We start from the raw sequence: 23,635 nt of genomic DNA, 5'->3' as shown, positions 1-23,635 counted from the left end.
GCGGCACCGAAGCGTCCCGGAGTCGGGACTTCCCCGTGTGCAGCGGGTAACGTCGGGGCGTGCCCGCCGACCCACTGCACCGCGCCGGAACCGCACAGCGCAGCACGACGAGCCAGCCGCCGAGCGGCTCAAGGGCGAGCGCGATCGAGGTCCGCAGGAGCGCCCGCCGACGCCGAACGGTCTCCGCGTACCGCGAGGGTGATCGCACCGTGGTTCTCATCCCCGCCCGGATGTCCGAGGCGGAGGAACAGCGCTGGGTGACCGTCATGCTCGACAAGCTGGCCGCCCAGGAGAGCAAGCGGGCCCTCGGCGACGCCGAGCTGACCGAGCGGGCCCGGCGTCTTTCGGACCAGTACTTCGCGGGCCGGGCCCGGCCCGCGTCGGTGCGCTGGGTGACCAACCAGAACACGCGCTGGGGTTCCTGCACCCCCGCCGAGGGCAGCATCCGCCTCTCGCACCGCCTCCAGGGCATGCCCGAGTACGTCGTCGACTACGTCCTCGTCCACGAACTCGCGCATCTGCTCGTACCCGGGCACGGACCTCGCTTCTGGGAACTCCTGGAGGCCTATCCGCGCACGGAAAGGGCCCGGGGATACCTCGAAGGCGTGGTCGCCGCCGAGCGGTTGCCCCACGCACCCGGCACACGGGGTGACGGCCCCGCGGGGTGACCGGCCGCTTTCCGCGAGCGAACAGCCGATACGGGTGGGCGGGCGTTGTGTACCGGCTCTGTACCGACCTCGTCCGGTGTCCGAGTTTGCCGTTAGCCTAGCGCGACGCAATCACGTTCTGGATGGGGGACGGTCGTTACGCATGGCCAGGGAATTCCAACGCGGCCACAAGGCCAGGATCAGTGACCTCACCGCGGGTACCGATCTGTACGTAGGTGTACAGATCGCCGGCCCCGGGCTGAGCTTCGACATCAGCTGCTTCGGCCTCGACGCCGACGAACGGCTCTCTGACGACCGGTACTTCGTCTTCTTCAACCAACCGAAGTCCCCCGAGGAGTCCATTCAGCTCCTGGGCGCCCAGGCGGGCGACACGGAGTCCTTCCGGGTGACGCTCGACCGGATCCCGTCGCAGATCCAGAAGCTGTCCTTCACGGCGACGATCGACGGCGCCGGCCAGATGTCGCAGATCGCCTCCGGCTACATCCGTATCGTCGCGGGCGGCGAGGAGGTGGCGCGCTACTCCTTCAACGGCTCGGAGTTCTCCACCGAACGGGCCGTGATGCTGGGCGACTTCTACCTGAAGGACGTCTGGCGGTTCGCCGCTGTCGGGCAGGGCTTCGACGGAGGTCTGGACGCGCTGCTGAAGAACTTCGGCGGCGAGGTCGCCGAGGAGGAGACACCGGTGCCGGCCCCGCAGCAGCCGCAGCCCGGCGCCGCGCCGGGCTTCGCACCGCCCGCGTTCGGTGTCCCCGCCACGCCGGAACCCGCGCCGACCCCGGCGCCTGCGGCGCCCCCGGCCCCCGCGCCCGCGGCGCCTCCGACCCCCAGGCCCCAGCCGGCCGCGCAGGGCTTCGCGCCACCGCCCGGCCCCACCTCACCTCCGGCCCCGGCGCCCCAGGTGCACGCCGCCCCGACCATCGCCGCGCCCTTGCACACCCCGCCCGGCGGCTCCCCGGTGTCGCCTCCGGCCCCGGCGCCCGCGCCGTACGGCCAGCCCGGCCAGCAGCCCCCGCAGTACGGACAGGTCCCCGGCCAGACGGCCCCGCCGCCTCCCGGCTACGCCCAGCCCCAGGCACCTCATGCACCCCAGGCGCCCCACGCCCCGGCCCCGCCCCCCGGCTACGGCCAGCCCACGCCGCCCCCGGGCTACGGACAGCAGCAGCCGCCGTTCGGACAGGCACCCTACGGAGCCCCGCAGGGCGCCCCGCAAGGCGCGCCCCAGGGCCCCGGCGTGTCCGCCGCGCTCCAGCAGTTCAAGGAGACCCCCACCGGGCAGCGCTGGACGCAGCAGACCAAGAAGCTGGTCCGCGTCGACCTCGGCATCGGCGGACAGCCCGTGCTGGCCCGGCAGGGCAGCATGGTGCTCTACCAGGGCAAGGTCGACTTCAGCTACAAGGGCGCCGGCTTCTCCGGCCGGATCGTGGGCAACGCGACCGGCCAGGAGATGCAGCTGATGCGCTGTACGGGGCAGGGACAGGTGTTCCTCGCCGAGAACTCGACCATGCTGCACCCCTTGGAGCTGCAGGGCGACGCCGTCTGCGTCTCCGCCGAGAACGTCCTCGCGTTCGACGAGAGCCTCACGTACGAGGTCCGCCGCATCGAGGGCCACGGCATCCCCGGCGGCGCGCTGTTCACCATGCAGTTCCAGGGCACCGGCACCATCGTCGTCAAGACGCACGGCACGCCCGTCGTCCTGCCCGTCACCCCCACCACGTTCGCCGACTGCAACGCCGTGGTCGCCTGGTCGGCCGCCGCCCAGGTCGTCGTCTCCAGCCAGGTGCGCATGCGCCGCAACGCGTACCCCGGCGACACCGGGGAGAGTGTCAACCTCCAGTTCCGGGGTGCGCCCGGCAACTTCATCGTCGTCCAGCCGTACGAGGTCTGAGGGAGCCCGTCATGACACAGCAGCTCGCGGGCCACGCCCCCGCACCCGTCACCGCCCGCATGGAGAACCACGGCAACCACATGCTGAAGGTCGCCATGCAGACCGGGAACGACCTCCTCGCGCGTGTGGGGTCGATGGTCGCCTACGAAGGGTTCGTGCAGTACGAGCCCAACCCGCCGGCCGTGCGCCAGATCGCCAAGGACTGGATGACCGGCGAGGGCGCGCCCCTGATGAAGTGCTCCGGCGACGGCCTGCTCTACCTCGCCGACTACGGGGCGAACGTCGTCGTGATCAATCTCAACGGCGACGGCATCTCCGTCAACGCCACCAACCTGCTCGCCTTCGACGCCCACCTCACGTGGGGCGTGGAGCGGGTCAAGGGCCTGGCGAAGTTCGCCGGGCAGGGCCTGTGGAACACCAAGATCTCCGGGCAGGGCTGGGTCGCGCTGACCTCCCGGGGCAAGCCCATCGTCGTCGACTGCGGAGGCGGCGAGGACGAGACCTACGTCGACCCCGACGCGCTCGTCGCGTGGTCCCCGAACCTCAAGGTGAAGGGCAAGCGCAGCTTCCGGGCGCAGTCGCTGATCGGCCGCGGCAGCGGCGAGGCCTACCAGATGGCCTTCTCCGGTCAGGGCATCGTCGTCGTCCAGCCCAGCGAGGACAGCACCGACCGACTCCGGGTCCGGGGCTGAGGGGGAGTCACACGTCATGCAGAGCCCGATTTTCGCCTACAACGAGCAGCAGACCCAGGAACGCTGGAGCCTGCAGAACAAGCAGATGCTGCGCGTCACCCTGGAGGGCCACGACGACGTCCTGGCCCGCAAGGGCACCATGGTCGCCTACCAGGGCCTCGTCGAGTTCGACGCCGAGTTCCAGAGCAACCAGCAGTCACGCGCGCGTGCGCAGACCGGGGAGGGCCTCGACCTGATGCGCTGCCACGGGCAGGGCACGGTCTACCTCGCCAACCTCAAGCAGCACGTGCACGTCATGGACGTGGACCAGGACGGCCTCACCGTCGACAGCAGCTACGTGCTGGCGATGGACTCCTCCCTGCACCACGAGGTCATCGCCGTGGACAGCCTGTACGGCATCTCCGGCTCGGGGAAGTACCAGCTCAACATCACAGGCCGGGGCAAGGTCGCCCTGATGACCTCCGGAATGCCGCTGCTGATGCAGGTGACGCCCGACAAGTACGTCAACTGCGACGCCGACGCGATCGTCGCCTGGTCGACGAGCCTGCGGGTGCAGATGCAGGCCCAGACGCACTCCTCCGGGGTGTGGCGGCGCCGCGGCAGCACGGGCGAGGGCTGGGAGCTGAGCTTCATGGGCACCGGCTTCGCGCTGGTCCAGCCGAGTGAGCTGCTGCCGCCGCAGGGCGCCCAGATCGGCTCGGGCCTCGCCGCGCAGTATGGCATGGGCCAGCAGGGGGCGCGGGGACAGAACCAGGGCAACGTCTGGAGCTGAGCGCTCCGCGGGTTCGGCCGAGTCGGGTTCCGGGGCTGTGCGGTCTCGCCCGGGCCGCGGGCCGTCCGTGCTTGCTCGCGCAGTTCCCCGCGCCCTGACGGGGCGCAGCCCACTGCCAGGATCGAACGTGAGGGGCGGCCGCATGAGCGGTCGCCCCTCACCGATGTTCAGCCCCCGAGCCTCGCTCGGGTCGCCGCCAGCAGCCGCACGACCGACTCGTCCGCCACCTCGGCCACCTCGTCGTAGCCGAACCAGCGCACGTCGAGCGACTCGTCGCTGATCGCGTGCGCGGCGTCCGGCGGTGCCACGACCGCGTACTGGACGTCGAAGTGGCAGTGGCACGGCGGCGGAATCGGATGCCGGTCCAGACGCACCGGACCGCCGGGCAGCAGGGTGAGCCCCGGGACGCCGGACTCCTCCGTCGCCTCGCGAAGGGCCGCGTCCGCCAGGGACGCGTCGCCCGGCTCGCAGTGGCCGCCCATCTGGAGCCACATCCGCAACTTCTTGTGGAGGGTCAGCAGCACCCGCCCGCCCTCGGGGTCGATCACCAGGGCACTCGCTGTGATGTGGCCCGCGTGGCAGGCCTTCCACAGACCGTCCGGGTGCTCCGCCAGGTGGTCCAGGTAGGCCTGGCGCAGCTCCGTCTGGTCCTCGTACCCCTTCAGCACGAGGACCGCGTCGTCATGGAGGCTCACCCGGCGTCGTCGCCCCTGTTCTCGCCCTCGCCGCCGTCCTTCTTCTTGAGGTCGGGCTTGTCCGCCGCCTCGCCGAGCATCTTGTCCAGCTCGGAGAAGTCGATCTGCTCGCGGTGCACGAAGCCGTCCGGGTCGTCCAGGTCCGTCGCCGTCGGCAGCATGTCCGGGTGGTGCCACAGGGCGTCCCGGCCGTCGACCCCGCGCGCGTCCGTGAGCGAGGCCCACAGGCGGGAGGCGTCCCGCAGGCGGCGGGGGCGCAACTCCAGACCGATCAGCGTCGCGAACGTCTGCTCGGCCGGACCGCCCGACGCACGACGGCGGCGCAGCGTCTCGCGCAGGGCGTCGGCGGACGCCAGGCGGGGCTTCGCGGCGGCGTGGACCACCGCGTCCACCCAGCCCTCCACGAGCGCCAGAGCCGTCTCCAGACGGGCCAGGGCGGCCTTCTGCTCGGGCGTGTCCTCCGGCTGGAACATGCCCTGCTGGAGGGCATCCTGCAGCTGCTCCGGGTTCTGCGGGTCGAACTGACCGACCACGTCCTCCAGCTTGGCCGTGTCGACCTTGATCCCGCGCGCGTAGCCGTCGACAGCGCCGAAAAGGTGCGAGCGCAGCCACGGCACGTGCGCGAAGAGGCGCTGGTGGGCGGCCTCGCGCAGAGCGAGATACAGCCGCACCTCCTCCTGGGGGACGCTCAGGTCCTTGCCGAACGTCTCGACGTTCACCGGCAGCAGCGCGGCCTTGCCGGCCGGGCCGAGCGGCAGGCCGATGTCGGACGAGCCGACGACCTCGCCGGCGAGCACGCCGACGGCCTGCCCGATCTGCGTGCCGAACATGGCGCCGCCCATCGAGCGCATCATGCCGATCAGCGGGCCGGCCATGGCCTGCATCTCCTCCGGCAGGACGTCGCCCATGGCGGTGCCCACGCGCTCGGCGACCGGGTCGACCAGCTCCTTCCAGGCGGGCAGGGTGGCCTCGACCCACTCCGCGCGGCTCCAGGCCACCGCGGAGGCGGCGCCGGAGGGCAGGGACGTGGCGTCGTCGAGCCACAGGTCGGCCAGGCGGACGGCTTCCTCGACGGACTTGCGGTCGGCGGGACCGACGCTGGCGTCCTTGGTGCCGTCAGGACTGCCCTGGGAGACCGTCTGGCGGGCGATCTGCTTGGCCATGTCCCAGTTCACCGGGCCGCCCTCGTAGGAGAGCATCTGGCCCAGCTGCTGGAACGCGGCACCCAGGTCGGTGGGGTTCAGCGACCCGAACATGGCTGCGAACGGATTGTCCGCACCGGGGCCGCCAGGGCCACCGGGGCCTGAGCCGAAGCCACCGGCTCCGGGCAGGCCGCCGAAACCGAACGGGTTGGCCGGTCCCTGACCACCACCGCTCTGCTGGTCCTTCTTCTTGCCCTCGTCGCCGTCGTCCGGCTCCTCCGGCGGAAGGCCGAATCCGAATGGGGTGTCACTCACGGGATTCCTCGGCTGGTAGGGCCGCCGGTTCTTTCCGGCGGCACGGCTGCCCGACAACACCACCCAGCGTAGACACCTGGGGCGGATCGGGCCTCGGTGCTTCGCCGACTGACGGCCTGCGGCAGGATGGATGCCACCTGGTACGCACGCGTCGGACGCGCTCGTACTGAAGACAACCGCTGGAGACGCCCGGTGAGTTCCCCAGATCCGCAGGTTCGCGCAGCGCGAAACCAGTCAACCAGTTCCGCGAGCCCCGCCGCGCGCGGACCCGTCGTCGCGGTCACCGGCGCCGCGTACGGCGTCGGAGCCCTGCTCACGGAGCAGCTGGCCGCATCCGACGAGGTCAAGCAGGTCGTCGCCATCGACGAGCGGCGCGGCGAGTGCGCGGCGGCCCAGTGGCACATCCTGGACGTACGGGATCCGGCCATCGCGGACAAGCTGCGCGGGGCGGACGTGGTGGTGCACCTGGCGCTGGATCTCGACCTGGAAACCGACGCGGCCGCCCGAACGGCCTACAACGTACGGGGGACGCAGACCGTCCTGACGGCCGCCGCGGCGGCCGGAGTGCACCGGGTCGTGCTCTGCACCTCGGCGATGGTCTACGGGGCGCTGCCCGACAACGAGCTGCCGCTGTCGGAGGACGCCGAGCTGCGCGCCACGGCCGAGGCGACGGGCGTCGGCGACCTGCTGGAGATCGAACGGCTGGCACGGCGCGCGCCCCGGGCGCACCCCGGGCTCAATGTCACCGTGGTCCGGCCGGCCGTGCTGGTGGGAGGTACCGACACCGCACTGACCAGGTACTTCGAGTCGCCCCGGCTCCTCGTCGTCGCCGGGTCGCGGCCCGCGTGGCAGTTCTGCCACGTCGAGGACTTGTGCAGCGCGCTGGAGTACGCCGTTCTGGAGAAGGTCGACGGGGAACTCACCGTCGGCTGTGACGGCTGGCTGGAGCAGGAGGAGGTCGAGGAGCTCAGCGGGATCCGGCGGATGGAGCTGCCGTCGGCGGTCGCGCTGGGTGCGGCGGCGCGACTGCACCGCATCGGGCTCACACCCTCCCCGGCCGGGGACCTGGCGTACACGATGTACCCCTGGGTGGTGAGCGGCAGTCGGCTGCACGACGCCGGGTGGCGGCCGCAGTACACCAACGAGGAGGTGCTGGCGGAACTCCTGGAGGAGGTCTCCGGCCGGCACACGGTCGCCGGGCGGCGGCTGGGCCGCAAGGACGCGACGGCCGCGGGTGCCGCCGGCGCGACGGTGGCGCTGCTGGGTGCGGCGGCGGTGGTGCGGCGGGCGCGGAAGGCCCGGCGGCGGATCTGAGGGACGCCGGTGCGGGAACGCAGCGGAAGGCCGCCCCTGTAGGAGGCTCCAAACGCGTACGCGCGCGTGCCGGTCGATAGCTCTATTCCGTGCCGTCGGTCGTGTGCGGCACGATGGAGGCATGGCAACCACGAACGATCACCCCGGTGAGCAGACCGCGCAGGAACCGATCAGGCTGATCGGGATCCGGGACTCGGCTCTCTCCCTGGACGAGGTGTTCCGGGCCGTAGGGGACGACGCGGCCGGAGGCACCGCGCTCTTCGTGGGAACCGTGCGGAACCACGACGGGGGTGCCGATGTCGACGAGCTGGGGTATTCCTGTCACCCCAGCGCCGAGGCCGAGATGCGGCGCATCGCGGAGAAGGTCGCCGCCGAGTTCCCGGTGCGGGCCCTGGCTGCCGTGCACCGCGTGGGGGACCTGCGGGTCGGGGACCTCGCCGTGGTCGTCGCCGTCTCCTGCCCGCATCGCGGAGAGGCGTTCGAGGCCTGCCGGAAGCTGATCGACGACCTCAAGCACGAAGTGCCCATCTGGAAGCACCAGAAGTTCTCCGACGGCACCGAGGAGTGGGTCGGCGCGTAGCGCTGTCCTTGAGGGGCGGTGGTCGGGTGACGGGAGGGCCGGTGGCCGCCCGCTGATCCCGTAAGCCCGGTCGCTGATCCCTGCGGTCGCCTTCCGGTTGCGTAACCGCACCCCTGGCGTGAGCGTTGTCACTGCGGATCGTTAATCTGCTGATCAGTCAGTTGCGGATGCTCAAAGGGGTTGGAGGTCGGCATGGCGGCGCTCGCCTGGTTGCTGATTCCGCTTGCGGCTGCCATCGGCGCGGGTCTCTGGGGCAGTTGGGCCCACCGGACCCGCAAAGCCCGCAACGACGGGCCGGAGCTCATCGGCTACGCCCGCTTCTGCGAGGCCATGGAGAAGCCCCGCCCAGGTGCCTGACGGCCCAGGAACCAGCAGGTCACAAGCGTTGCAGTGCAGGGCCGCCCCGGACGGGCGGCCCTGACGGTGCGCTGACAGGACCGTCCCGTACTGTCGACTCATGCCACGCCGCACCGCGACGATGCTCGCCTCCACCCTGATGCTGATCGCGCTCCTGTGCGCGGGAGTGTTCATCCCCGTGCCCTATGCGGAGATGTCCCCGGGGCCGACGGTGAACACGCTGGGCGATCACGACGGCGAGCCGGTGCTGCAGATCGCGGGCAGGAAGACCTATGCGACCAGTGGCCATCTGAACATGACGACGGTCCGGGTCACGAGCGCCGACTACCGGATGAACCTGGTCGAAGCCGTCTACGGCTGGCTCGCGCACGACAACAAGGTCGTGCCGCACGAGACGCTCTACCCGGACGGCAAGACCGAGGAGCAGTCCACCCAGGAGAACGCCGAGGAGTTCAGCCAGTCCCAGGAGAGCGCCAAGGTCGCGGCCCTGAAGCAGCTGGACGTTCCGGTGAAGTCCTGGGTGATCGTCTCCACGGTCGTCAAGGGATCCCCCGCCGAGGGCAAGCTGCACGCGGGGGACGTGATCAAGGCGGTCGACGGTACGGCGGTGAAGGAGCCGGCCGACGTCGCGAAGCTCGTCACCAAGCACAAGCCGGGCCAGGAGGTCCGCTTCACGATCGTGCCGGCCAAGGAGCAGGTCGCCGCGGAGAAGGAGAAGCGGACGCCGACCAGGACGCAGGACATCACGATGACCACCACGACGTCCGACGACAGCGGTGAGAAGCGCGCCATCGTGGGGATCTCCGCCGGGACCGACCACACGTTCCCGTTCACCATCGACATCAAGCTCGCGGACGTCGGCGGGCCGAGCGCCGGACTCATGTTCGCGCTCGGCATCTACGACAAGCTCACTCCGGGCAGCCTGACCGGGGGCGCGTTCGTGGCCGGCACCGGCACGATCGACGACGCCGGCAAGGTCGGGCCGATCGGTGGCATCGAGATGAAGACCGTGGGCGCGCGGGCCAAGGGCGCGAAGTACTTCCTCACGCCCGCCGACAACTGCGCTGCCGCCGCCAAGGACACCCCCGACGGTCTCACCCTGATCAAGGTGGGCACCATCAAGGACGCCCTGGGGGCCCTGAAGGACATCCGCAGTGGGGACACCGCGGATCTGCCGAAGTGCGGTAGGTAGCCGGAGGACCGAGGGCCCGGAAAGCCGGGTCCCGCGGTCCTCGGCGGTCGCTACTCCTCGAACGTCGCCGCCAGCGCCTCCGCCAGCCCCGGGACCAGGTCGGAACCGGTCAGGACCTCGGTGGGGGAGTCCTTCTCGCGCAGCCGCAGGGCCGACTCACGCGTGCCGTCGCGCAGGACCGCGACCGTCATACGGACCTCCTGGCGGTCCGGGTGGTCCGCCACCCACTTGGTGAGGGCGGCCTCGCTCAGACCCTGCGGAACCTGCGCCTCCGCGGACGGCGGCAGCATCAGGCGCTCCACGGCGAGGGCGCAGCCGACCACCGCGTCGGGCCAGGCGATGGTGGCGAGGAACTCGTCGAGCGGCTTGCCCGTTGGAACTTCGTCCTGCTCGATCGGGGTGAGGCCGGAGTTCTCCGACTCTTCGCCCAGACCGAGCCGGTCCGCGAGTGAGGGTTGGTCGGCTCGCAGCCGTGCCGTGTCGACGAGGGCGAACAGGCGGGCCGGCTGGTCCCAGCCGAGGCCGGAGACGTACTCGTCGATCTCGAGTACGGCCCGGGTGAGCGGGTTCGCAGCCATGGGAGTGTTGGACATGGTCACAATCCTGCCTCGTTCCCGGCCGGAATCGGGAACCGAGTAAACGGTGAGTAAGTTGCATAGGTGGGGGCCCACGATCACGGGGGCCACGTACGGTCCGTGAAGACGCGGGCCTGACGAATCAACAGCGAACTTCGAGGTGCGCACCTTGGCTTTCCAGATGCCGGACCGCGGCGGAGGCCCTTCGGGGCCGCGGATCAGAGTGGGCCGCCCGTCCCGGCGTGTCCGGACCCTGCTCATGACGCTGGGCGTCCTGGCCGTTCTCGGCATGGCGTTCACCATGTTCGCGGGCTTTTGGACGGACTGGCTCTGGTACCGCTCGGTGAACTACTCCTCGGTCTTCACCACCACCCTGTGGACCAAGATCGGGCTCTTCTTCGTCTTCGGCCTGCTCATGGCCCTCGCCGTCGGCTTCAACATCTGGCTGGCGCACCGGCTGCGGCCGCCGCTGAGCGCCATGTCGATGGAGCAGCAGAACCTCGACCGCTACCGGATGGGCATCGCGCCCTACAAGAAGTGGCTGCTGTTCGGGATCACCGCCCTGGTGGGCCTGATCGCCGGCGCGTCCGCCTCCGGCCAGTGGCGGACGTGGCTGATGTGGGTCAACGGCGTGCCCTTCGGTGAGAAGGACCCCCAGTTCAAGCTGGACGTCGCCTTCTACGCCTTCGACCTGCCCTGGTACCGGTTCCTGCTCGGCTTCGGCTTCGCCGCCGCGATCCTGTCCGTGATCGCCGCCGCGCTCACCCACTACCTCTACGGCGGGCTGCGCGTCACGAGCCCGGGCGCCCGCGCCACGGCGGCGGCCACCGGGCACCTGTCGGTGCTCATCGGCATCTTCGTCGCCCTCAAGGCGGTCGCGTACTGGCTCGACCGGTACGGACTCGCGGTGAAGTCCAGTGACTTCCGGGCGACCGACAACTGGACGGGCCTGAGGTACGTCGACGCCAACGCCTACCTGCCGGCCAAGACGATCCTGTTCTGCATCGCCGTCATCTGCGCGCTGCTGTTCTTCGCCACCATCTGGCGGCGCACGTGGCAGCTGCCCGTGATCGGCTTCGGCCTGATGGTGCTCTCCGCGATCCTCATCGGCGGTCTGTACCCGGCGATCGTGCAGAAGTTCCAGGTGCAGCCGAACGAGCAGGCCAAGGAAGCGCCGTACGTAGAGAAGAACCTCGAGGCCACGCGCAAGGCGTACGGCATCGACGGCACCAAGGTCACCGACTACTCGGGCACGAGCAAGACCGAGGACAAGACCACACTGCGCGACGACGTCCCGTCCACGGCGAGCATCCGGATCATGGACCCGAACATCGTCTCGCCGACGTTCCAGCAACTCCAGCAGATCAGGAACTACTACGCGTTCCCGACCAACCTGGACGTCGACCGCTACGCCAAGGACGGCAAGGACCAGGACACGGTCATCGGTCTGCGTGAGCTGAACCTCGCGGGCATCCCGAAGAAGAACTGGATCAACAACCACTTCCGTTACACGCACGGCTACGGAGTGGTCGCCGCCGAGGGCACCAGCGCCGACGCCCAGGGCCGCCCGAACTTCACCGAGTCCGACCTGCCCTCCGAGGGCGACCTCGGCACGTACGAGCAGCGGATCTACTACGGCGAGAAGACCGACACGTACTCGATCGTCGGCGGCCCCCAGAAGGAGATCGACTACTCCGACGACAACGGCGAGAAGACCACCAGCTACAAGGGCGACAGCGGGGTCAACCTCTCCAACCCGGTCAACCGGGCCGCCTACGCGGTGGCGTTCGGGGAGCCGCAGATCCTGTACTCCGGTGCCATCGGCGACGGTTCGCGGATCCTGTACAACCGCACGCCCAAGGAGCGCGTCGAGGCGGTCGCCCCCTGGCTGACCATCGACGGCGACGCCTACCCGGCGGTCGTGGACGGCCGGATCCAGTGGATCGTCGACGCGTACACGACGACCAACGGCTACCCGTACTCCTCGCGTACGACCCTGGGTGACACCACGGCCGACTCGCTGACCGCCACCAACGACAACCGCGCGGTGGTGGCCCAGCAGAACCAGGTCAACTACATCCGCAACTCGGTGAAGGCCACCGTCGACGCCTACACGGGCAAGGTCAAGCTCTTCCAGTGGGACACCAAGGACCCCGTCCTGAAGACCTGGATGAAGGCCTTCCCGAACACGGTGGAGCCCAAGAGCGACATCTCCAAGTCGCTCATGGACCACCTGCGCTACCCCCAGGACCTGTTCAAGGTCCAGCGGGAGCTGCTCACCCGCTACCACGTGAAGGACGCCACGACGTTCCTCAGCGGCAGCGAGGTGTGGCAGGTGCCGGACGACCCGACGAACCGGTCGGGCAGCGCGGTGCCGCCGTACTACCTGAGCATGAAGATGCCCGACCAGAAGGCGCAGGCGTTCTCGCTGACGACGACCTTCACGCCCAACGGCCGGGACAACCTCAGCGCGTTCATGGCGGTCGACGCCGAGGCGGGCACCGGTGACTACGGCAAGATCAGAATCCTGAAACTGCCGACGAACACCACGGTCAACGGACCCAAGCAGGTCCAGAGCCAGTTCAACTCCCAAGAGGACATCGCCGAGTCCATCAGGCTCCTGAGAGGCGGCGACTCCGAAGTCGAGTACGGCAACCTGCTGACGGTGCCCCTCGACGGAGGGCTGCTGTACGTGGAGCCGGTCTACGTCCGCGGTGGCGGTCTGAAGTACCCGCTGCTGCGCAAGGTGCTGGTCACCTACGGAGGCCAGACCGCCTTCGAGAACACCCTCGACGAGGCCCTCAACAAGGTCTTCGGAGCGGACGGCCCGACCACCGAGCCACCGGACGAGGGCGATACGACGCCACCGCCGACGTCCGACAACCCGACGGTCCAACAGGCCCTGCAGGATGCCCAGAAGGCGTTCGACGAGGGTCAGGAGGCCCTGAAGAAGAACGACTGGGAGGCGTACGGCAAGGCGCAGAAGGACCTTGAGGACGCCCTGCGGCGGGCCGAGGACGCACAGTCCGAGGCGAGCCGGACGGGCGGTTCCGGGGGCGGCGAGAGCAAGCCCGGCGACAAGCCGAGCGGCAGCCCCAGCGGCAGTCCCAGCCCGAAGCCGAGCAGCTAGCGCCCTGGCCTGGTCAAATGCCCACCCCGCGCCGTGATACGGTTGTGAACACAACGGCGCGGGGTGGAGCAGCTCGGTAGCTCGCTGGGCTCATAACCCAGAGGTCGCAGGTTCAAATCCTGTCCCCGCTACTGAAGTCGCGATGTCCGAGTGACGGAGCGGCACCGAAGGCCCGGATTCCACAGTGGAATCCGGGCCTTCGTGATGTGTGAACGCATGTGCTGGCGCAGGATGTGGCCGCGCCGCCGGGGGGAGTTGGGCAATCTGTGTTTGACTTGTCTCTCTGTGGGCATGTCGACAAAACGCTGAAGTGACCTCACTGGCTGCGGTATACCAGGTGTACCCAGGTTGCAGGTGGTGCGACGATGGACGTTATGGGGGACAAGGCAACTCTGTTCGAGACAGGGCGTTTTGTGCAGCCTTCCAGCCGGGAGGACACCGAGACCCCGGACGAGACCGGGGAGATCGCCGACGAGGCGGCCGAGGAGCTGCGTCAGCGGCTCGCCGCCGAGGCCGGCGACGTCGAGGCGATGAGTGTCCTCGGCGCCATGCTGCTGCGCCGTGGTGACCTCGACGGTGCCGAGCCTCATCTGCGTGCCGCCACCGCCGCGGGCGACCGGGCGGCCGCCAACAACCTGGGGGTTCTCCTCCACCAGCGGGGGTACGCCGACGAGGCCGCCGGATGGTGGCGGATCGCCGCCGTCGCCGGATCCACGGCGGCTGCGCACGCCCTCGGGCGGCACCACCGCGAGCGCGGCGACGAGCCCGCCGCCGAGTACTGGCTGCGCCAGTCCGCCGAACAGGGCCACACGCTGGGCGCGTACGCGCTCGCCGATCTGCTGGAGCACCGCGGTGATGCCGGGGCCGTGCAGTGGATGCGGGTCGCCGCCGAGCGCGGGCACCGGGAGGCGGCGTACCGGCTGGCGCGGGCGCTGGACCGGCAGGCGGCGCGGGAAGCCGACGGCGACGACGGTGTCCAGGCACCCGAAGAGGCCGAGCAGTGGTACCGGCAGGCTGCCGCGCGCGGCCACCGGCGGGCCGCGCTGCAGCTCGGGACGATTCTGGAGCGGCGTGGCGAGCTCAAGGAGGCCGGGCGCTGGTACCTGACCTCCGCCAAGGACGGGGAGGCGCGCGCCGCGTGTGCGCTCGGCTTCCTGCTGCGCGACGCGGGCGACACCGAGAACGCCGCCGTGTGGTGGCTGCGGGCCGCCCAGGACGGCGACGGCAACGCGGCGAACGCGCTGGGGGCGCTGCACGCGGAGCGGGGCGAGACCCAGACCGCCGAGCGGTGGTACCGGGCCGCGATGGACGCGGGTGACGTGAACGGCGCGTACAACCTCGGTCTGCTCTGTGCCGAGCAGGGGCGCACCCCGCAGGCCGAGCAGTGGTACCGGCGCGCGGCCTACGCCGGGCACCGGGAGGCGGCGAACGCGCTCGCGATCCTGCTGCTGCGGGGCGGTGACGAGACGGGCGCGGAGCCGTGGTTCTCCAAGGCCGCTGAGGCCGGGAGCGTCGACGCCGCCTTCAACCTCGGCATCCTGCACGCCGGGCGGGGTGAGGAGCAGGCCGCGCTGAGCTGGTACGAGCGTGCCGCCGCCGCGGGGCACACCGAGGCGGCGCTGCAGGTCGGCATGGCGAGACTGCGGGATGGTGACGAGCAGGAGGCCGAGCGGCACCTGCGGTGCGCGGCCGGGGGCGGGAGCGCCGAGGCCGCGTACCGGCTGGCGACCGTGCTCGACGCGCGGCGGCCGCCGGAGCCCGCGCACGAGCTCGGGGAGCCGGTGCACCGGCGGAGCGAGTGCGAGGAGTGGTACGAGCGGGCGGCCTCCCAGGGGCACCGGCGTGCGCAGGTGCGGGTCGGCATGCTGGCGGCGGCCCGTGGCGATGTCGTCGAGGCTGCTCGGTGGTACCGGGAGGCGGCCGAGGGCGGATCCCGCAACGGCGCGTTCAATCTGGGACTGCTGCTGGCCAGGGAAGGGAGCGAGCCCGAGGCGGCGGTGTGGTGGACGCGGGCCGCTGACGCCGGTCACGGGCGGGCGGCGTTGCGGCTGGCCCTGGTCTACGCGCGTCGGGGTGAGCTGGCGGAGGGGCAGCGCTGGGCCGACCGGGCCGTGTCGCTGGGCCCGGCGTCCGTCGCCGAGAGGGCGGAGCGGCTCAGGGACGCGCTGCGGCAGGAGCTGTCCGCGTGAGGCGTTGCCACTGGGCCGGCGGGGCCGCCGGGTAATGGATTTGCATCCGTCCTCTGCGGTGACGTAACGTTGCATTCACCGACGCGGGGTGGAGCAGCTCGGTAGCTCGCTGGGCTCATAACCCAGAGGTCGCAGGTTCAAATCCTGTCCCCGCTACTGAAGGCCGAGGGCCGGAATCCGAAAGGGTTCCGGCCCTCGGTGTTTCCTGCCTTCGCGCGACGATGGCAGCAGTGAGCCCCGGCACTCATGGTGCCGGGGCTTTCGTGTTCCGTGCGGGAGGGCTAGGCGGCGGCGCAGTTCGGACACACGCCGCGGTACGTCACCTCGACGTCCGAGACCGTGAAGCCGAAGCGTTCGGTGTCGGGGAGGTCCGCCAGCGGGTTGCCGGTGGGGTGGACGTCGCGGATCGCGCCGCACTGGGCGCAGACCAGGTGGTGGTGCGGCTGGTGGGCGTTCGGGTCGTACCGCTTGGCACGCTGGTCCGTGGAGACCTCGAGCACCTCGCCGAGGGTCACCAGCTCGCCCAGCGTGTTGTAGACGGTCGCCCTGGAGATCTCGGGCAGCTTGGCGACGGCCCGTGCGTGGACCTCGTCGGCCGTCAGATGGACGTGTTCGCCGTCGAGGACCTCAGCCACGACACGCCGCTGCGCGGTCATCCGCCATCCGCGTCCGCGCAGCCGTTCCAGAAGGTCACTCATAGCCACCAGCCTAACAGCAAAAGAGACCAGGTCCCGAACAGGTGTGAGTTTAGATCCCTCCTTTGTTTAGACATTGTCTACTGGCGCGCACGACGCCGTCGAGCGGGCGAGCGGCGCTTGCGTCGGGCGGACGAAAGACCGCGGCAAGCGGCTGGAGGTCGCGGTCCGGGCCCTGTGTGGCTGAACTCCGGCGCTGGACCGCTTCCGGTGACGGACGGGCCGGGGTCCCTTTCCGGGGCCGGCCCGTCCGCGCCGCTACGCCGGAACCCGCTGTCGTGCCGGTGCCCAGCAGCGGATGATGTCGCGGACCGACACGATGCCGGCGGGTTCGCCGCCGTCCAGCACGATGAGGTGCCGGAAGCCGCCGTGCGCCATGGCGCCCGCCGCCTCCTCCAGGGTCCAGGCCGGGGCGGCGAACACGACGTCGGTGGTGGTGTGGGCGTGGGCACGCTCCGTGTCCGGGTCCTGGCCCAGGCCCACGGAGTTGAGGATGTCGCGTTCGGTGAGGATGCCGATGCCGCCGGCGTCGGGGTCGTGGACCACCGCCGCCCCCACCTTGCGCGCGGACATCAGCGATGCGGCCTGGCGCAGGGTGTGGGTCGGGCCGATCGTGAGGACGACGGTGCTCATGGCGTCACGGACGAGCATGGATGGAGCCACCTCCTGGGAGTCTCCCCACCGTTCGTTCACGGTTTCACAAGTTCACAAGTGGGGGGACTCTCAGAGTGGCAGGCAAAGGGAGGGTCAACAAGGGGGCGCTCGGTAACAACGGGGGGCTCAGTAGCGCTGGTTGAGATACCCCAGGAGTTCGTCGTGCAGCAGGCCGTTCGACGCGGCCGCGTTGCCGCTGTGGGGGCCCGGGCGGGCGTCGAGGCCCGTGAAGGTGCCGCCGGCCTCCGTGACGACGATGGCCGTGGCGGCCATGTCCCAGAGGGACAGCTCCGGCTCGGCGCACATGTCGACGGCGCCTTCGGCCACCATCATGTACGGCCAGAAGTCGCCGTACGCGCGCGTGCGCCACACCTCGCGCGTCAGGTCCAGGAAGCCGTCCAGGCGGCCCTGTTCCTCCCAGCCACTGAGCGAGGAGTACGCCAAGGACGCGTCGGAGAGCTTGGAGACGCGGGAGACCTGCAGCCGGGACGCCTTGGTGAGGCTGCGGCCGGAGAACGCGCCGTGGCCCTTCGCGGCCCACCAGCGGCGGCCGAGGGCGGGAGCGGAGACGACACCGACGACGGGCTGGAAGCCGCCCTCCCCGGCTTCCATCAGCGAGATGAGAGTGGCCCACACCGGCACGCCGCGTACGTAGTTCTTGGTGCCGTCGATCGGGTCGATCACCCAGCGGCGGGGGCCGGTGCCCTCGACGCCGTACTCCTCGCCGAGGATCGCGTCTCTGGGGCGGGCGCGCTGGAGCTGACCGCGAATGAGCTCCTCTGCGGCCTTGTCCGCCTCGCTGACCGGGGTCATGTCCGGTTTGGTCTCGACCTTGAGGTCGAGGGCCTTGAAGCGGTCCATCGTCGCGGCGTCGGCGGCGTCGGCGAGGACGTGGGCGAGACGCAGGTCGTCGAGGTAGTCGGGCATGCAACGAACCTATCTGCCGAGGTGGGGGTGGGGCTACCGGGGGTTTGTGACGGTGCGGGAGGGGATTGGACGAGGCCGGGCGCGAGGCGCGGGGTCAGTGATCCGGACTCGGCTCCTCGGCGCCGCCCGGAGTCGGCCCGGGCTTGGTGTGGAGGATGTCGCGTGCCTGCTCCGCGGCGCGGGCGGTGCTCTCGGAGACGAAGTCGAGGAAGCGGGCGACGTTCTCGAGGCGGGTGGCGGCCAGGGTGCCGGGGCCGAGGACGCCGACGCCCTGCCGGGCGATGTCGACGACCTGGGCGATGGACCGGGCGCTGGCCATCATCGACTGGTACCAGACGTCGTCGTCGACGACGTAGCGCTCGCGGCGGCCTTCGTCCGCCTCTCGGCGGACGAGGCCCTGGCTGTCGAGGAACGCGATCGCCTTGGAGACGGACGCCGGACTGACCTGGAGCCGCTGGGCGAGTTCGGACGCGGTGAGGCTGCCCGAGTCGGTCATGCAGAGGCAGGCCATCACCCGGGACATCATCTTGGGCATGCCCGACCCCATGAGGACGGTGGTGAACGTCTCCTCGTACTCGCGCACGGCCTCGACGTCCCGCCCGTCGGTCCGCGGGGGTGACATCGGGTCCCGCGGTGCGGCCTGCTTGCGGCGCGTACGCCGTTCCGTGGCGCGATGGGCGAGGTCGGCGCGGTAAGCGGTGGGGCCGCCGTTGCGCATGACCTCGCGGGTGACCGTCGAGGTCGGGCGGTCGAGACGTCGGGCGATCTCCGCGTAGGCGAGGCCGTCGGCCAGCCCCAGTGCGATCTGCTGGCGTTCCTGCTGGGTGAGTCTGCCTCCCGGCATCGTGCCCTCCTTCGTGCTGCGCGATGTCCGCACCATAGCGTTCACCGGCATTTCATTGCAACGGACTGGATGATTCTGTTGCGTTCGACGGCAAGCTCGTTGCAATGATTTCTCGGCTTTGACCTGCATTTATTTGGAGTGCATGCAACGAATGCGTTGTCTGTTTCGTGAATGCAACGTAGCTTTTCCATCGTTGGAAACGACGCACCGCAAGAATCCAAGGAGAGCAAACGATGCAGAAGTTCGACACCCCCGCCACCGTCTCGGCCGTCCTCGACATTCCCGCCGGACGCATCCGCCTGATCGCCGCCGACCGGACCGACACCACCGTCGAGGTCCTGCCCGCGGACGCGTCCCGGAGCCGTGACGTGAAGGCGGCCGAGCAGATAGAGACCGCCTACGCCGACGGCGTCCTGCGCGTCACGGCCCCCGCGGCGCAGAACCGCATCCTCGGCCACTCCGGATCCGTCGAGATCACCGTGCAGCTGCCCGTCGGCTCCCACGTCGAGGCGAAGGCCGCCGCCGTCGAACTGCGTGGCGTCGGACGGCTCGGCGACGTCGTCTTCGAGGCGGCGCAGGGCTCGGTCAAGCTCGACGAGACGCGCAGCGCCCGCCTCACCCTGCTCGCCGGCGACATCGAGGTCGGCCGCCTGGGCGGCCCCGCCCAGATCAGCACCCAGAAGGGCGACCTCCGCATCGCCGAGGCCGTGTGCGGCACCGTCGCGCTGCGCACCGAGCAGGGCGACATCTCGGTCGGCGCCGCCCACGGCGTCTCCGCCGCCCTGGACGCCGGCACCGGCTACGGCCGCATCCACAACACCCTCAAGAACAGCGACGGCGCCGCCGCCGGCCTGACCATCCACGCGACCACCGAGCACGGCGACATCACCGCCCGCAGCCTCTAGCAGCCCGCAGCCTGCCCTAAGGAGCACCCCTCATGACCGACCTGGCCATCGCGGCGAACGGGCTGCGGAAGTCCTACGGCGACAAGACCGTCCTGGACGGCGTAGACCTGGCCGTCCCGGAAGGGACGATCTTCTCCCTGCTCGGGCCGAACGGCGCAGGCAAGACCACCGCCGTCAAGATCCTCTCCACCCTCATCACCGCCGACGGCGGGCAGGCCCGGGTCGCCGGCCACGACCTCGCCGCAGACCCGCAGGCCGTACGCGCCGCGATCGGAGTCACCGGGCAGTTCTCCGCGGTCGACGGCCTGATCACCGGCGAGGAGAACATGCTCCTCATGGCGGACCTGCACCACCTGCCCAGACGCGAGGGACGCCGCGTCGCCGCCGAACTGCTGGAACGCTTCGACCTCACCGACGCCGCCAGGAAGCCCGCCTCCACCTACTCCGGCGGCATGAAACGCCGCCTCGACATCGCCATGACCCTGGTCGGCGACCCCGGCATCATCTTTCTCGACGAACCCACCACCGGCCTCGACCCCCGCGCCCGCCACAACCTGTGGCAGATCATCCGCCAACTCGTCACCGGCGGCGTCACCGTCTTCCTCACCACCCAGTACCTGGAGGAAGCCGACCAACTCGCCGACCGCATCGCCGTCCTCCACAACGGCACCCTCGCCGCCGAAGGCACCCCCGACCAGCTCAAGCGCCTCATCCCCGGCGGACACATCCGGCTCCGCTTCACCGCCCCGGCCGCCTACCGCACCGCCGCCGCCACCCTCGCCGACGCCACCCGCGACGACGACTCGCTCACCCTGCGGCTCCCCAGCGACGGCAGCCAGCGCCACCTGCGCACCCTCCTCGACCGGCTCGACACCGCCGGCATCGAGGCGGACGAACTCACCGTCCACACCCCCGACCTCGACGACGTCTTCTTCGCCCTGACCGGTGGCACCGCCGCCGGCATCCCCGACCAGCCCAAGGAGAACGCCCGATGACGTCCCTCGGCCTCGCCCTGCGCGACTCCTCCACCATGCTGCGCCGCAACCTGCTCCACGCCCGGCGCTACCCCTCCCTGACCCTGAACCTCCTGCTCACCCCGATCATGCTGCTGCTGCTCTTCGTCTACGTCTTCGGCGACACCATGAGCGCCGGCATCAGCGGTGGCGGTCCGGACCGTTCCGCGTACATCGCCTTCGTCGTCCCCGGACTGCTGCTGATGACCATCGGCAGCACCACGATCGGCACCGCGGTCTCCGTCTCCAACGACATGACCGAGGGCATCATCGCCCGCTTCCGCACCATGGCGATCCACCGCGGGTCGGTGCTGATCGGGCACGTCCTCGGCAGCGTGCTGCAGGCGGTCGTCAGCGTGGTGCTCGTCGGAGCCGTCGGTGTGGCCATCGGCTTCCGCTCCACCGACGCCACCGTCCTGGAGTGGCTCGCGGCCTTCGGCCTGCTCGTCCTCTTCGCCACGGCGCTCACCTGGATCGCCGTCGGCATGGGCCTGGTCAGCCCGAACGCCGAGGCGGCGAGCAACAACGCGATGCCCCTGATCCTGCTGCCGCTGCTGTCCAGCACCTTCGTCCCGCTCGACGCGATGCCGGGCTGGTTCCAGCCGATCGCCGAGTACCAGCCCTTCACCCCGGCCATCGAGACCCTGCGCGGCCTGTTCCTCGGCACCGAAATCGGCCACAACGGATGGCTCGCCCTCGCCTGGTGCCTGGGCCTGGCGGTGCTCGGCTACTTCTGGTCGACCTCGAAGTTCGACGGCGACCCGAGGTAACCCCCGTGACCACGCGGGCCGTGTCCCGCGAACGTCCCACCCCAGGGCGGCGTACACCGACAACCCGTCGGAGTGCGCCGCCCCTTCGCATGCGCGGGCGGAGGACCGGCCCACAGGTCAACGCCCCGCGCTACAAGGCCGAAACGCGCCCCCGTGCGTGCCCGCGAACCCTTGACAGTGGTTCCACGCACGTCAAATCTGGGCGCAGAGCCGCTCGCCCCAAGGGGAGGCGAAGATGCCTGCAGCGCGGGAATCTCTACTGGACGCCGCTTACACGGCGCTGGTGCGCCGGCCGTGGTCCGCCGTACGGATGGTGGACGTGGCCGCGGCGGCCGGAGTGTCCCGGCAGACGCTCTACAACGAGTTCGGCAGCAAGGACGGTCTCGCCCGGGCACTCGTGCGGAGAGAGGCCGACGGATATCTCGCGGGGGTGGACCGTGCCCTCGCCGGTCACAGCGATCCGTGCGACCGGCTCACCGCCACCGCCGAGTGGACCGCCTCGGCGGCCCGGGACAACGTCCTCGTCCGCGCCATGCTCACCGGCTGCTGGAGCGAGCGGCTGCCCGCCCCGGCCCTGACGGCCGTACCGTCCGGCTCCGCCGTACCGGCCCAGCGCCGAGCCGACGGGCCGCTGCCCTCACCCGGCGACTTCGTCGCCCTCGTCCGCGACCGGGCCGTCACCCTCCTGGCCGGCCCCGCCACGCCCAGGTCCGACACCGCCGACCTGGCCCGCTCCTGCGAACTCGCCGTCCGGCTCGCCCTGTCCTGCGTGGCCGCACCGCCCGGCGAGGGCGGCGTCGCCGACCTGGTCCGCAGCGCCCTTCCCCGGCAGGCCGGCTAACGGGGCGTCAGTGCGCGGACCCCGACAACTGCAGCCCGATCACACCGGCGATGACGAGAGTGATCGACACGATCTTCAGTGCCGACACCAGGTCGCCCAGGAACACCATGCCGTAGATCGCCGTTCCCGCCGCCCCGATGCCGGTCCACACCGCGTACGCGGGACCCACATCGAGTCTTCTCAACGCGAGCGTCAGCAGTCCGAAGCTGCCGAGGGCGAAAACGCAGAACGCGATCGTCGGCCAGAGCCTGGTGAAGCCGTGCGACAGCTTCAGACACACCGCGAAGCCGGTCTCGAGCAACCCGGCCACGATGACCAGCAGCCACGCCATGAGTCGTCCTCCCGTATCCCACGTTCAGTGACCGCTTCATCAATCTCAGCGCGCTCGTCAGGCTTTGGCCAGGCTCGCATCCGGCTTGGGTGCGATTATGCACTTACCGCCCGCACGCCAGGACAAACAACGCGGAGGTCAGTCGCCTTCCTTGCGCTCCCGCGTGGCCAGCAGCCGCCGCAGCGAGTACAGCCGCGCGGGATCCGCGTGCCCCTCGGCCACCCACGCGTCCAGCGCGCAGTCCGGCTCGTCGTGGCTGCACGCGCGCGGGCAGCCCTCGGTGCCCGGCTCCAGGTCGGGAAAGGCGTGGATGACCCGGGAAGGGTCCACATGGTTGAGGCCGAAGGACCGCACGCCCGGGGTGTCCACGACCCAGCCGTCGTTGCCGGACAGCGGCAGTGCCAGCGCCGAGGTGGTGGTGTGCCGGCCGCGGCCCGTCACCGCGTTCACATGCCCGGTCGAGCGCCGCTGCTCCTGCGGCACCAGCGCGTTCACCAGGGTCGTCTTGCCGACACCGGAATGGCCGACGAACGCGGTGATCTTGCCGTCGAGCTGCTCGCGCACCCGGGCGACGGCGACCCCGCTCTCCAGTTCCGCCCGGCTGGTCACGACGTAGGGGATGTCGAGGTCGCCGTACAGCTCCAGCAGCTTCTCCGGCGGCGCGAGGTCCGACTTGGTCAGTACCAGCAGCGGATCCAGGCCACCGTCGTAGGCCGCGACCAGACAGCGGTCGATCAGCCGGGGGCGGGGCTCGGGGTCGGCGAGGGCGGTGACGACGGCCAGCTGGTCGGCGTTGGCGACCACCACACGCTCGAACGGATCGTCGTCGTCCGCCGTGCGCCGCAGGACCGAGGTGCGCTCCTCGATGCGCACGATCCTCGCGAGTGAGTCCTTCTTGCCCGTGAGGTCGCCCACGATGGCAACGCGGTCGCCGACCACCGCCGCCTTGCGGCCCAGCTCGCGGGCCTTCATCGCCATGACCACACGGTCCTCGACGAGGCAGGTCAGGCGGCCCCGGTCGACGGTGAGGACGAGGCCCTCGGCGGCGTCCTCGTGTTTGGGGCGGATGTTCGTCCGGGGCCGGGTGTTGCGGCGGCCCGGACGGGTGCGGATGTCGTCCTCGTCGGTGTGCTTGCCGTAGCGGCGCAT

The 23,635-nt window shown here is 70.5% G+C and carries 23 protein-coding genes and 2 tRNA genes; 16 read left to right on the top strand and 9 right to left on the bottom strand.

Annotated elements, in window-relative coordinates:
- Positions 1-59: 59 nt before the first annotated feature.
- The 4 genes from ACFY5B_RS31850 to ACFY5B_RS31835 all read left to right on the top strand — a co-directional run bounded on the left by ACFY5B_RS31850 (position 60) and on the right by ACFY5B_RS31835 (position 4,017).
- On the top strand, positions 60-668 hold the full coding sequence (locus ACFY5B_RS31850; RefSeq protein ID WP_389976143.1) for a M48 family metallopeptidase: 609 nt from the start codon (positions 60-62) through the stop codon (positions 666-668).
- Between the two features lie 142 nt (positions 669-810).
- Positions 811-2,553: a TerD family protein gene (locus tag ACFY5B_RS31845; protein ID WP_389976140.1), complete on the top strand. Its 1,743-nt coding sequence runs from the start codon at positions 811-813 to the stop codon at positions 2,551-2,553.
- Between the two features lie 11 nt (positions 2,554-2,564).
- Positions 2,565-3,245 carry an AIM24 family protein gene (locus tag ACFY5B_RS31840; RefSeq protein ID WP_031112077.1) on the top strand — a complete coding sequence of 227 codons (681 nt, stop codon included), beginning with the start codon at positions 2,565-2,567 and terminating at the stop codon, positions 3,243-3,245.
- A gap of 16 nt (positions 3,246-3,261) precedes the next feature.
- Positions 3,262-4,017 carry an AIM24 family protein gene (locus tag ACFY5B_RS31835; RefSeq protein WP_389976136.1) on the top strand — a complete coding sequence of 252 codons (756 nt, stop codon included), beginning with the start codon at positions 3,262-3,264 and terminating at the stop codon, positions 4,015-4,017.
- Positions 4,018-4,184: 167 nt separating this feature from the next.
- Here ACFY5B_RS31835 and ACFY5B_RS31830 read toward each other — a convergent pair whose 3' ends face one another.
- A complete protein-coding gene (locus ACFY5B_RS31830) occupies positions 4,185-4,712 on the bottom strand; it encodes an NUDIX hydrolase (RefSeq protein ID WP_389976133.1) in 528 nt (175 codons plus the stop codon).
- Positions 4,709-6,169, bottom strand: a complete 1,461-nt coding sequence (locus ACFY5B_RS31825; RefSeq protein ID WP_389976130.1) for a zinc-dependent metalloprotease — start codon at positions 6,167-6,169, stop codon at positions 4,709-4,711. The genes ACFY5B_RS31830 and ACFY5B_RS31825 overlap by 4 nt, the downstream gene beginning before the upstream one ends.
- A gap of 192 nt (positions 6,170-6,361) precedes the next feature.
- Between ACFY5B_RS31825 and ACFY5B_RS31820 the strand changes: the two genes are divergently transcribed.
- From ACFY5B_RS31820 to ACFY5B_RS31805, 4 genes are all read left to right on the top strand, one after another.
- The gene (locus tag ACFY5B_RS31820) at positions 6,362-7,483 is read left to right on the top strand and encodes an SDR family oxidoreductase (RefSeq protein ID WP_351630733.1); all 1,122 of its coding nucleotides are present in this window, start codon (positions 6,362-6,364) and stop codon (positions 7,481-7,483) included.
- 121 nt (positions 7,484-7,604) lie between these two features.
- Entirely contained in the window at positions 7,605-8,063 is a 459-nt protein-coding gene (locus tag ACFY5B_RS31815) for a molybdenum cofactor biosynthesis protein MoaE (RefSeq protein WP_389976127.1), read from the top strand.
- Positions 8,064-8,255: 192 nt separating this feature from the next.
- Positions 8,256-8,420 (top strand): hypothetical protein, encoded by a 165-nt coding sequence (locus tag ACFY5B_RS31810; RefSeq protein WP_389976124.1) that lies wholly within the window; start codon positions 8,256-8,258, stop codon positions 8,418-8,420.
- Between the two features lie 100 nt (positions 8,421-8,520).
- Complete coding sequence (locus ACFY5B_RS31805; protein ID WP_389976121.1) at positions 8,521-9,612, top strand: PDZ domain-containing protein; 1,092 nt, start codon at positions 8,521-8,523, stop codon at positions 9,610-9,612.
- A 50-nt stretch (positions 9,613-9,662) separates the two neighbouring features.
- Here the strand turns inward: ACFY5B_RS31805 and ACFY5B_RS31800 are convergent, their stop codons facing one another.
- Positions 9,663-10,205: a PPA1309 family protein gene (locus ACFY5B_RS31800; protein WP_389976118.1), complete on the bottom strand. Its 543-nt coding sequence runs from the start codon at positions 10,203-10,205 to the stop codon at positions 9,663-9,665.
- A gap of 163 nt (positions 10,206-10,368) precedes the next feature.
- On the opposite strand from ACFY5B_RS31800, the gene ACFY5B_RS31795 reads away from it, so the two are divergent.
- From ACFY5B_RS31795 to ACFY5B_RS31780, 4 genes are all read left to right on the top strand, one after another.
- Positions 10,369-13,317 (top strand): UPF0182 family protein, encoded by a 2,949-nt coding sequence (locus ACFY5B_RS31795; RefSeq protein ID WP_389976291.1) that lies wholly within the window; start codon positions 10,369-10,371, stop codon positions 13,315-13,317.
- Positions 13,318-13,374: 57 nt separating this feature from the next.
- A tRNA-Met gene (locus tag ACFY5B_RS31790) sits at positions 13,375-13,448 on the top strand.
- A 234-nt stretch (positions 13,449-13,682) separates the two neighbouring features.
- Positions 13,683-15,506, top strand: a complete 1,824-nt coding sequence (locus tag ACFY5B_RS31785) for a tetratricopeptide repeat protein (protein ID WP_389976116.1) — start codon at positions 13,683-13,685, stop codon at positions 15,504-15,506.
- 82 nt (positions 15,507-15,588) lie between these two features.
- Positions 15,589-15,662, top strand: a tRNA-Met gene (locus ACFY5B_RS31780).
- 125 nt (positions 15,663-15,787) lie between these two features.
- Here ACFY5B_RS31780 and ACFY5B_RS31775 read toward each other — a convergent pair.
- The 4 genes from ACFY5B_RS31775 to ACFY5B_RS31760 all read right to left on the bottom strand — a co-directional run bounded on the left by ACFY5B_RS31775 (position 15,788) and on the right by ACFY5B_RS31760 (position 18,626).
- Positions 15,788-16,204 (bottom strand): Fur family transcriptional regulator, encoded by a 417-nt coding sequence (locus tag ACFY5B_RS31775; protein WP_062928973.1) that lies wholly within the window; start codon positions 16,202-16,204, stop codon positions 15,788-15,790.
- Between the two features lie 255 nt (positions 16,205-16,459).
- Positions 16,460-16,852 (bottom strand): CBS domain-containing protein, encoded by a 393-nt coding sequence (locus tag ACFY5B_RS31770; RefSeq protein WP_351635069.1) that lies wholly within the window; start codon positions 16,850-16,852, stop codon positions 16,460-16,462.
- A gap of 129 nt (positions 16,853-16,981) precedes the next feature.
- Positions 16,982-17,782 carry a histidinol-phosphatase gene (gene hisN, locus ACFY5B_RS31765; protein WP_053672380.1) on the bottom strand — a complete coding sequence of 267 codons (801 nt, stop codon included), beginning with the start codon at positions 17,780-17,782 and terminating at the stop codon, positions 16,982-16,984.
- Between the two features lie 94 nt (positions 17,783-17,876).
- Positions 17,877-18,626 carry a helix-turn-helix domain-containing protein gene (locus ACFY5B_RS31760; protein ID WP_389976111.1) on the bottom strand — a complete coding sequence of 250 codons (750 nt, stop codon included), beginning with the start codon at positions 18,624-18,626 and terminating at the stop codon, positions 17,877-17,879.
- 233 nt (positions 18,627-18,859) lie between these two features.
- Between ACFY5B_RS31760 and ACFY5B_RS31755 the strand changes: the two genes are divergently transcribed.
- From ACFY5B_RS31755 to ACFY5B_RS31740, 4 genes are all read left to right on the top strand, one after another.
- Positions 18,860-19,531, top strand: coding sequence for a DUF4097 family beta strand repeat-containing protein (locus tag ACFY5B_RS31755; RefSeq protein WP_389976108.1), 672 nt, complete (start codon positions 18,860-18,862; stop codon positions 19,529-19,531).
- A 32-nt stretch (positions 19,532-19,563) separates the two neighbouring features.
- Positions 19,564-20,526 carry an ATP-binding cassette domain-containing protein gene (locus ACFY5B_RS31750; protein WP_389976105.1) on the top strand — a complete coding sequence of 321 codons (963 nt, stop codon included), beginning with the start codon at positions 19,564-19,566 and terminating at the stop codon, positions 20,524-20,526.
- Complete coding sequence (locus ACFY5B_RS31745; protein WP_389976102.1) at positions 20,523-21,314, top strand: ABC transporter permease; 792 nt, start codon at positions 20,523-20,525, stop codon at positions 21,312-21,314. The genes ACFY5B_RS31750 and ACFY5B_RS31745 overlap by 4 nt, the downstream gene beginning before the upstream one ends.
- A 235-nt stretch (positions 21,315-21,549) precedes the next feature.
- Positions 21,550-22,155, top strand: a complete 606-nt coding sequence (locus ACFY5B_RS31740) for a TetR/AcrR family transcriptional regulator (protein ID WP_389976099.1) — start codon at positions 21,550-21,552, stop codon at positions 22,153-22,155.
- A gap of 7 nt (positions 22,156-22,162) precedes the next feature.
- Here ACFY5B_RS31740 and ACFY5B_RS31735 read toward each other — a convergent pair whose 3' ends face one another.
- Positions 22,163-22,486, bottom strand: coding sequence for a DMT family transporter (locus ACFY5B_RS31735; protein WP_389976096.1), 324 nt, complete (start codon positions 22,484-22,486; stop codon positions 22,163-22,165).
- Between the two features lie 138 nt (positions 22,487-22,624).
- The gene (rsgA, locus tag ACFY5B_RS31730) at positions 22,625-23,635 is read right to left on the bottom strand and encodes a ribosome small subunit-dependent GTPase A (protein ID WP_389976093.1); all 1,011 of its coding nucleotides are present in this window, start codon (positions 23,633-23,635) and stop codon (positions 22,625-22,627) included.

The organism is Streptomyces sp. NPDC013187 (genome assembly GCF_042899705.1).
Taxonomy (GTDB): domain Bacteria; phylum Actinomycetota; class Actinomycetes; order Streptomycetales; family Streptomycetaceae; genus Streptomyces; species Streptomyces hawaiiensis_A.
The sequence above is the reverse complement of the archived record's forward strand: the minus strand, read 5'-3'. Positions and strand labels throughout refer to the sequence as shown.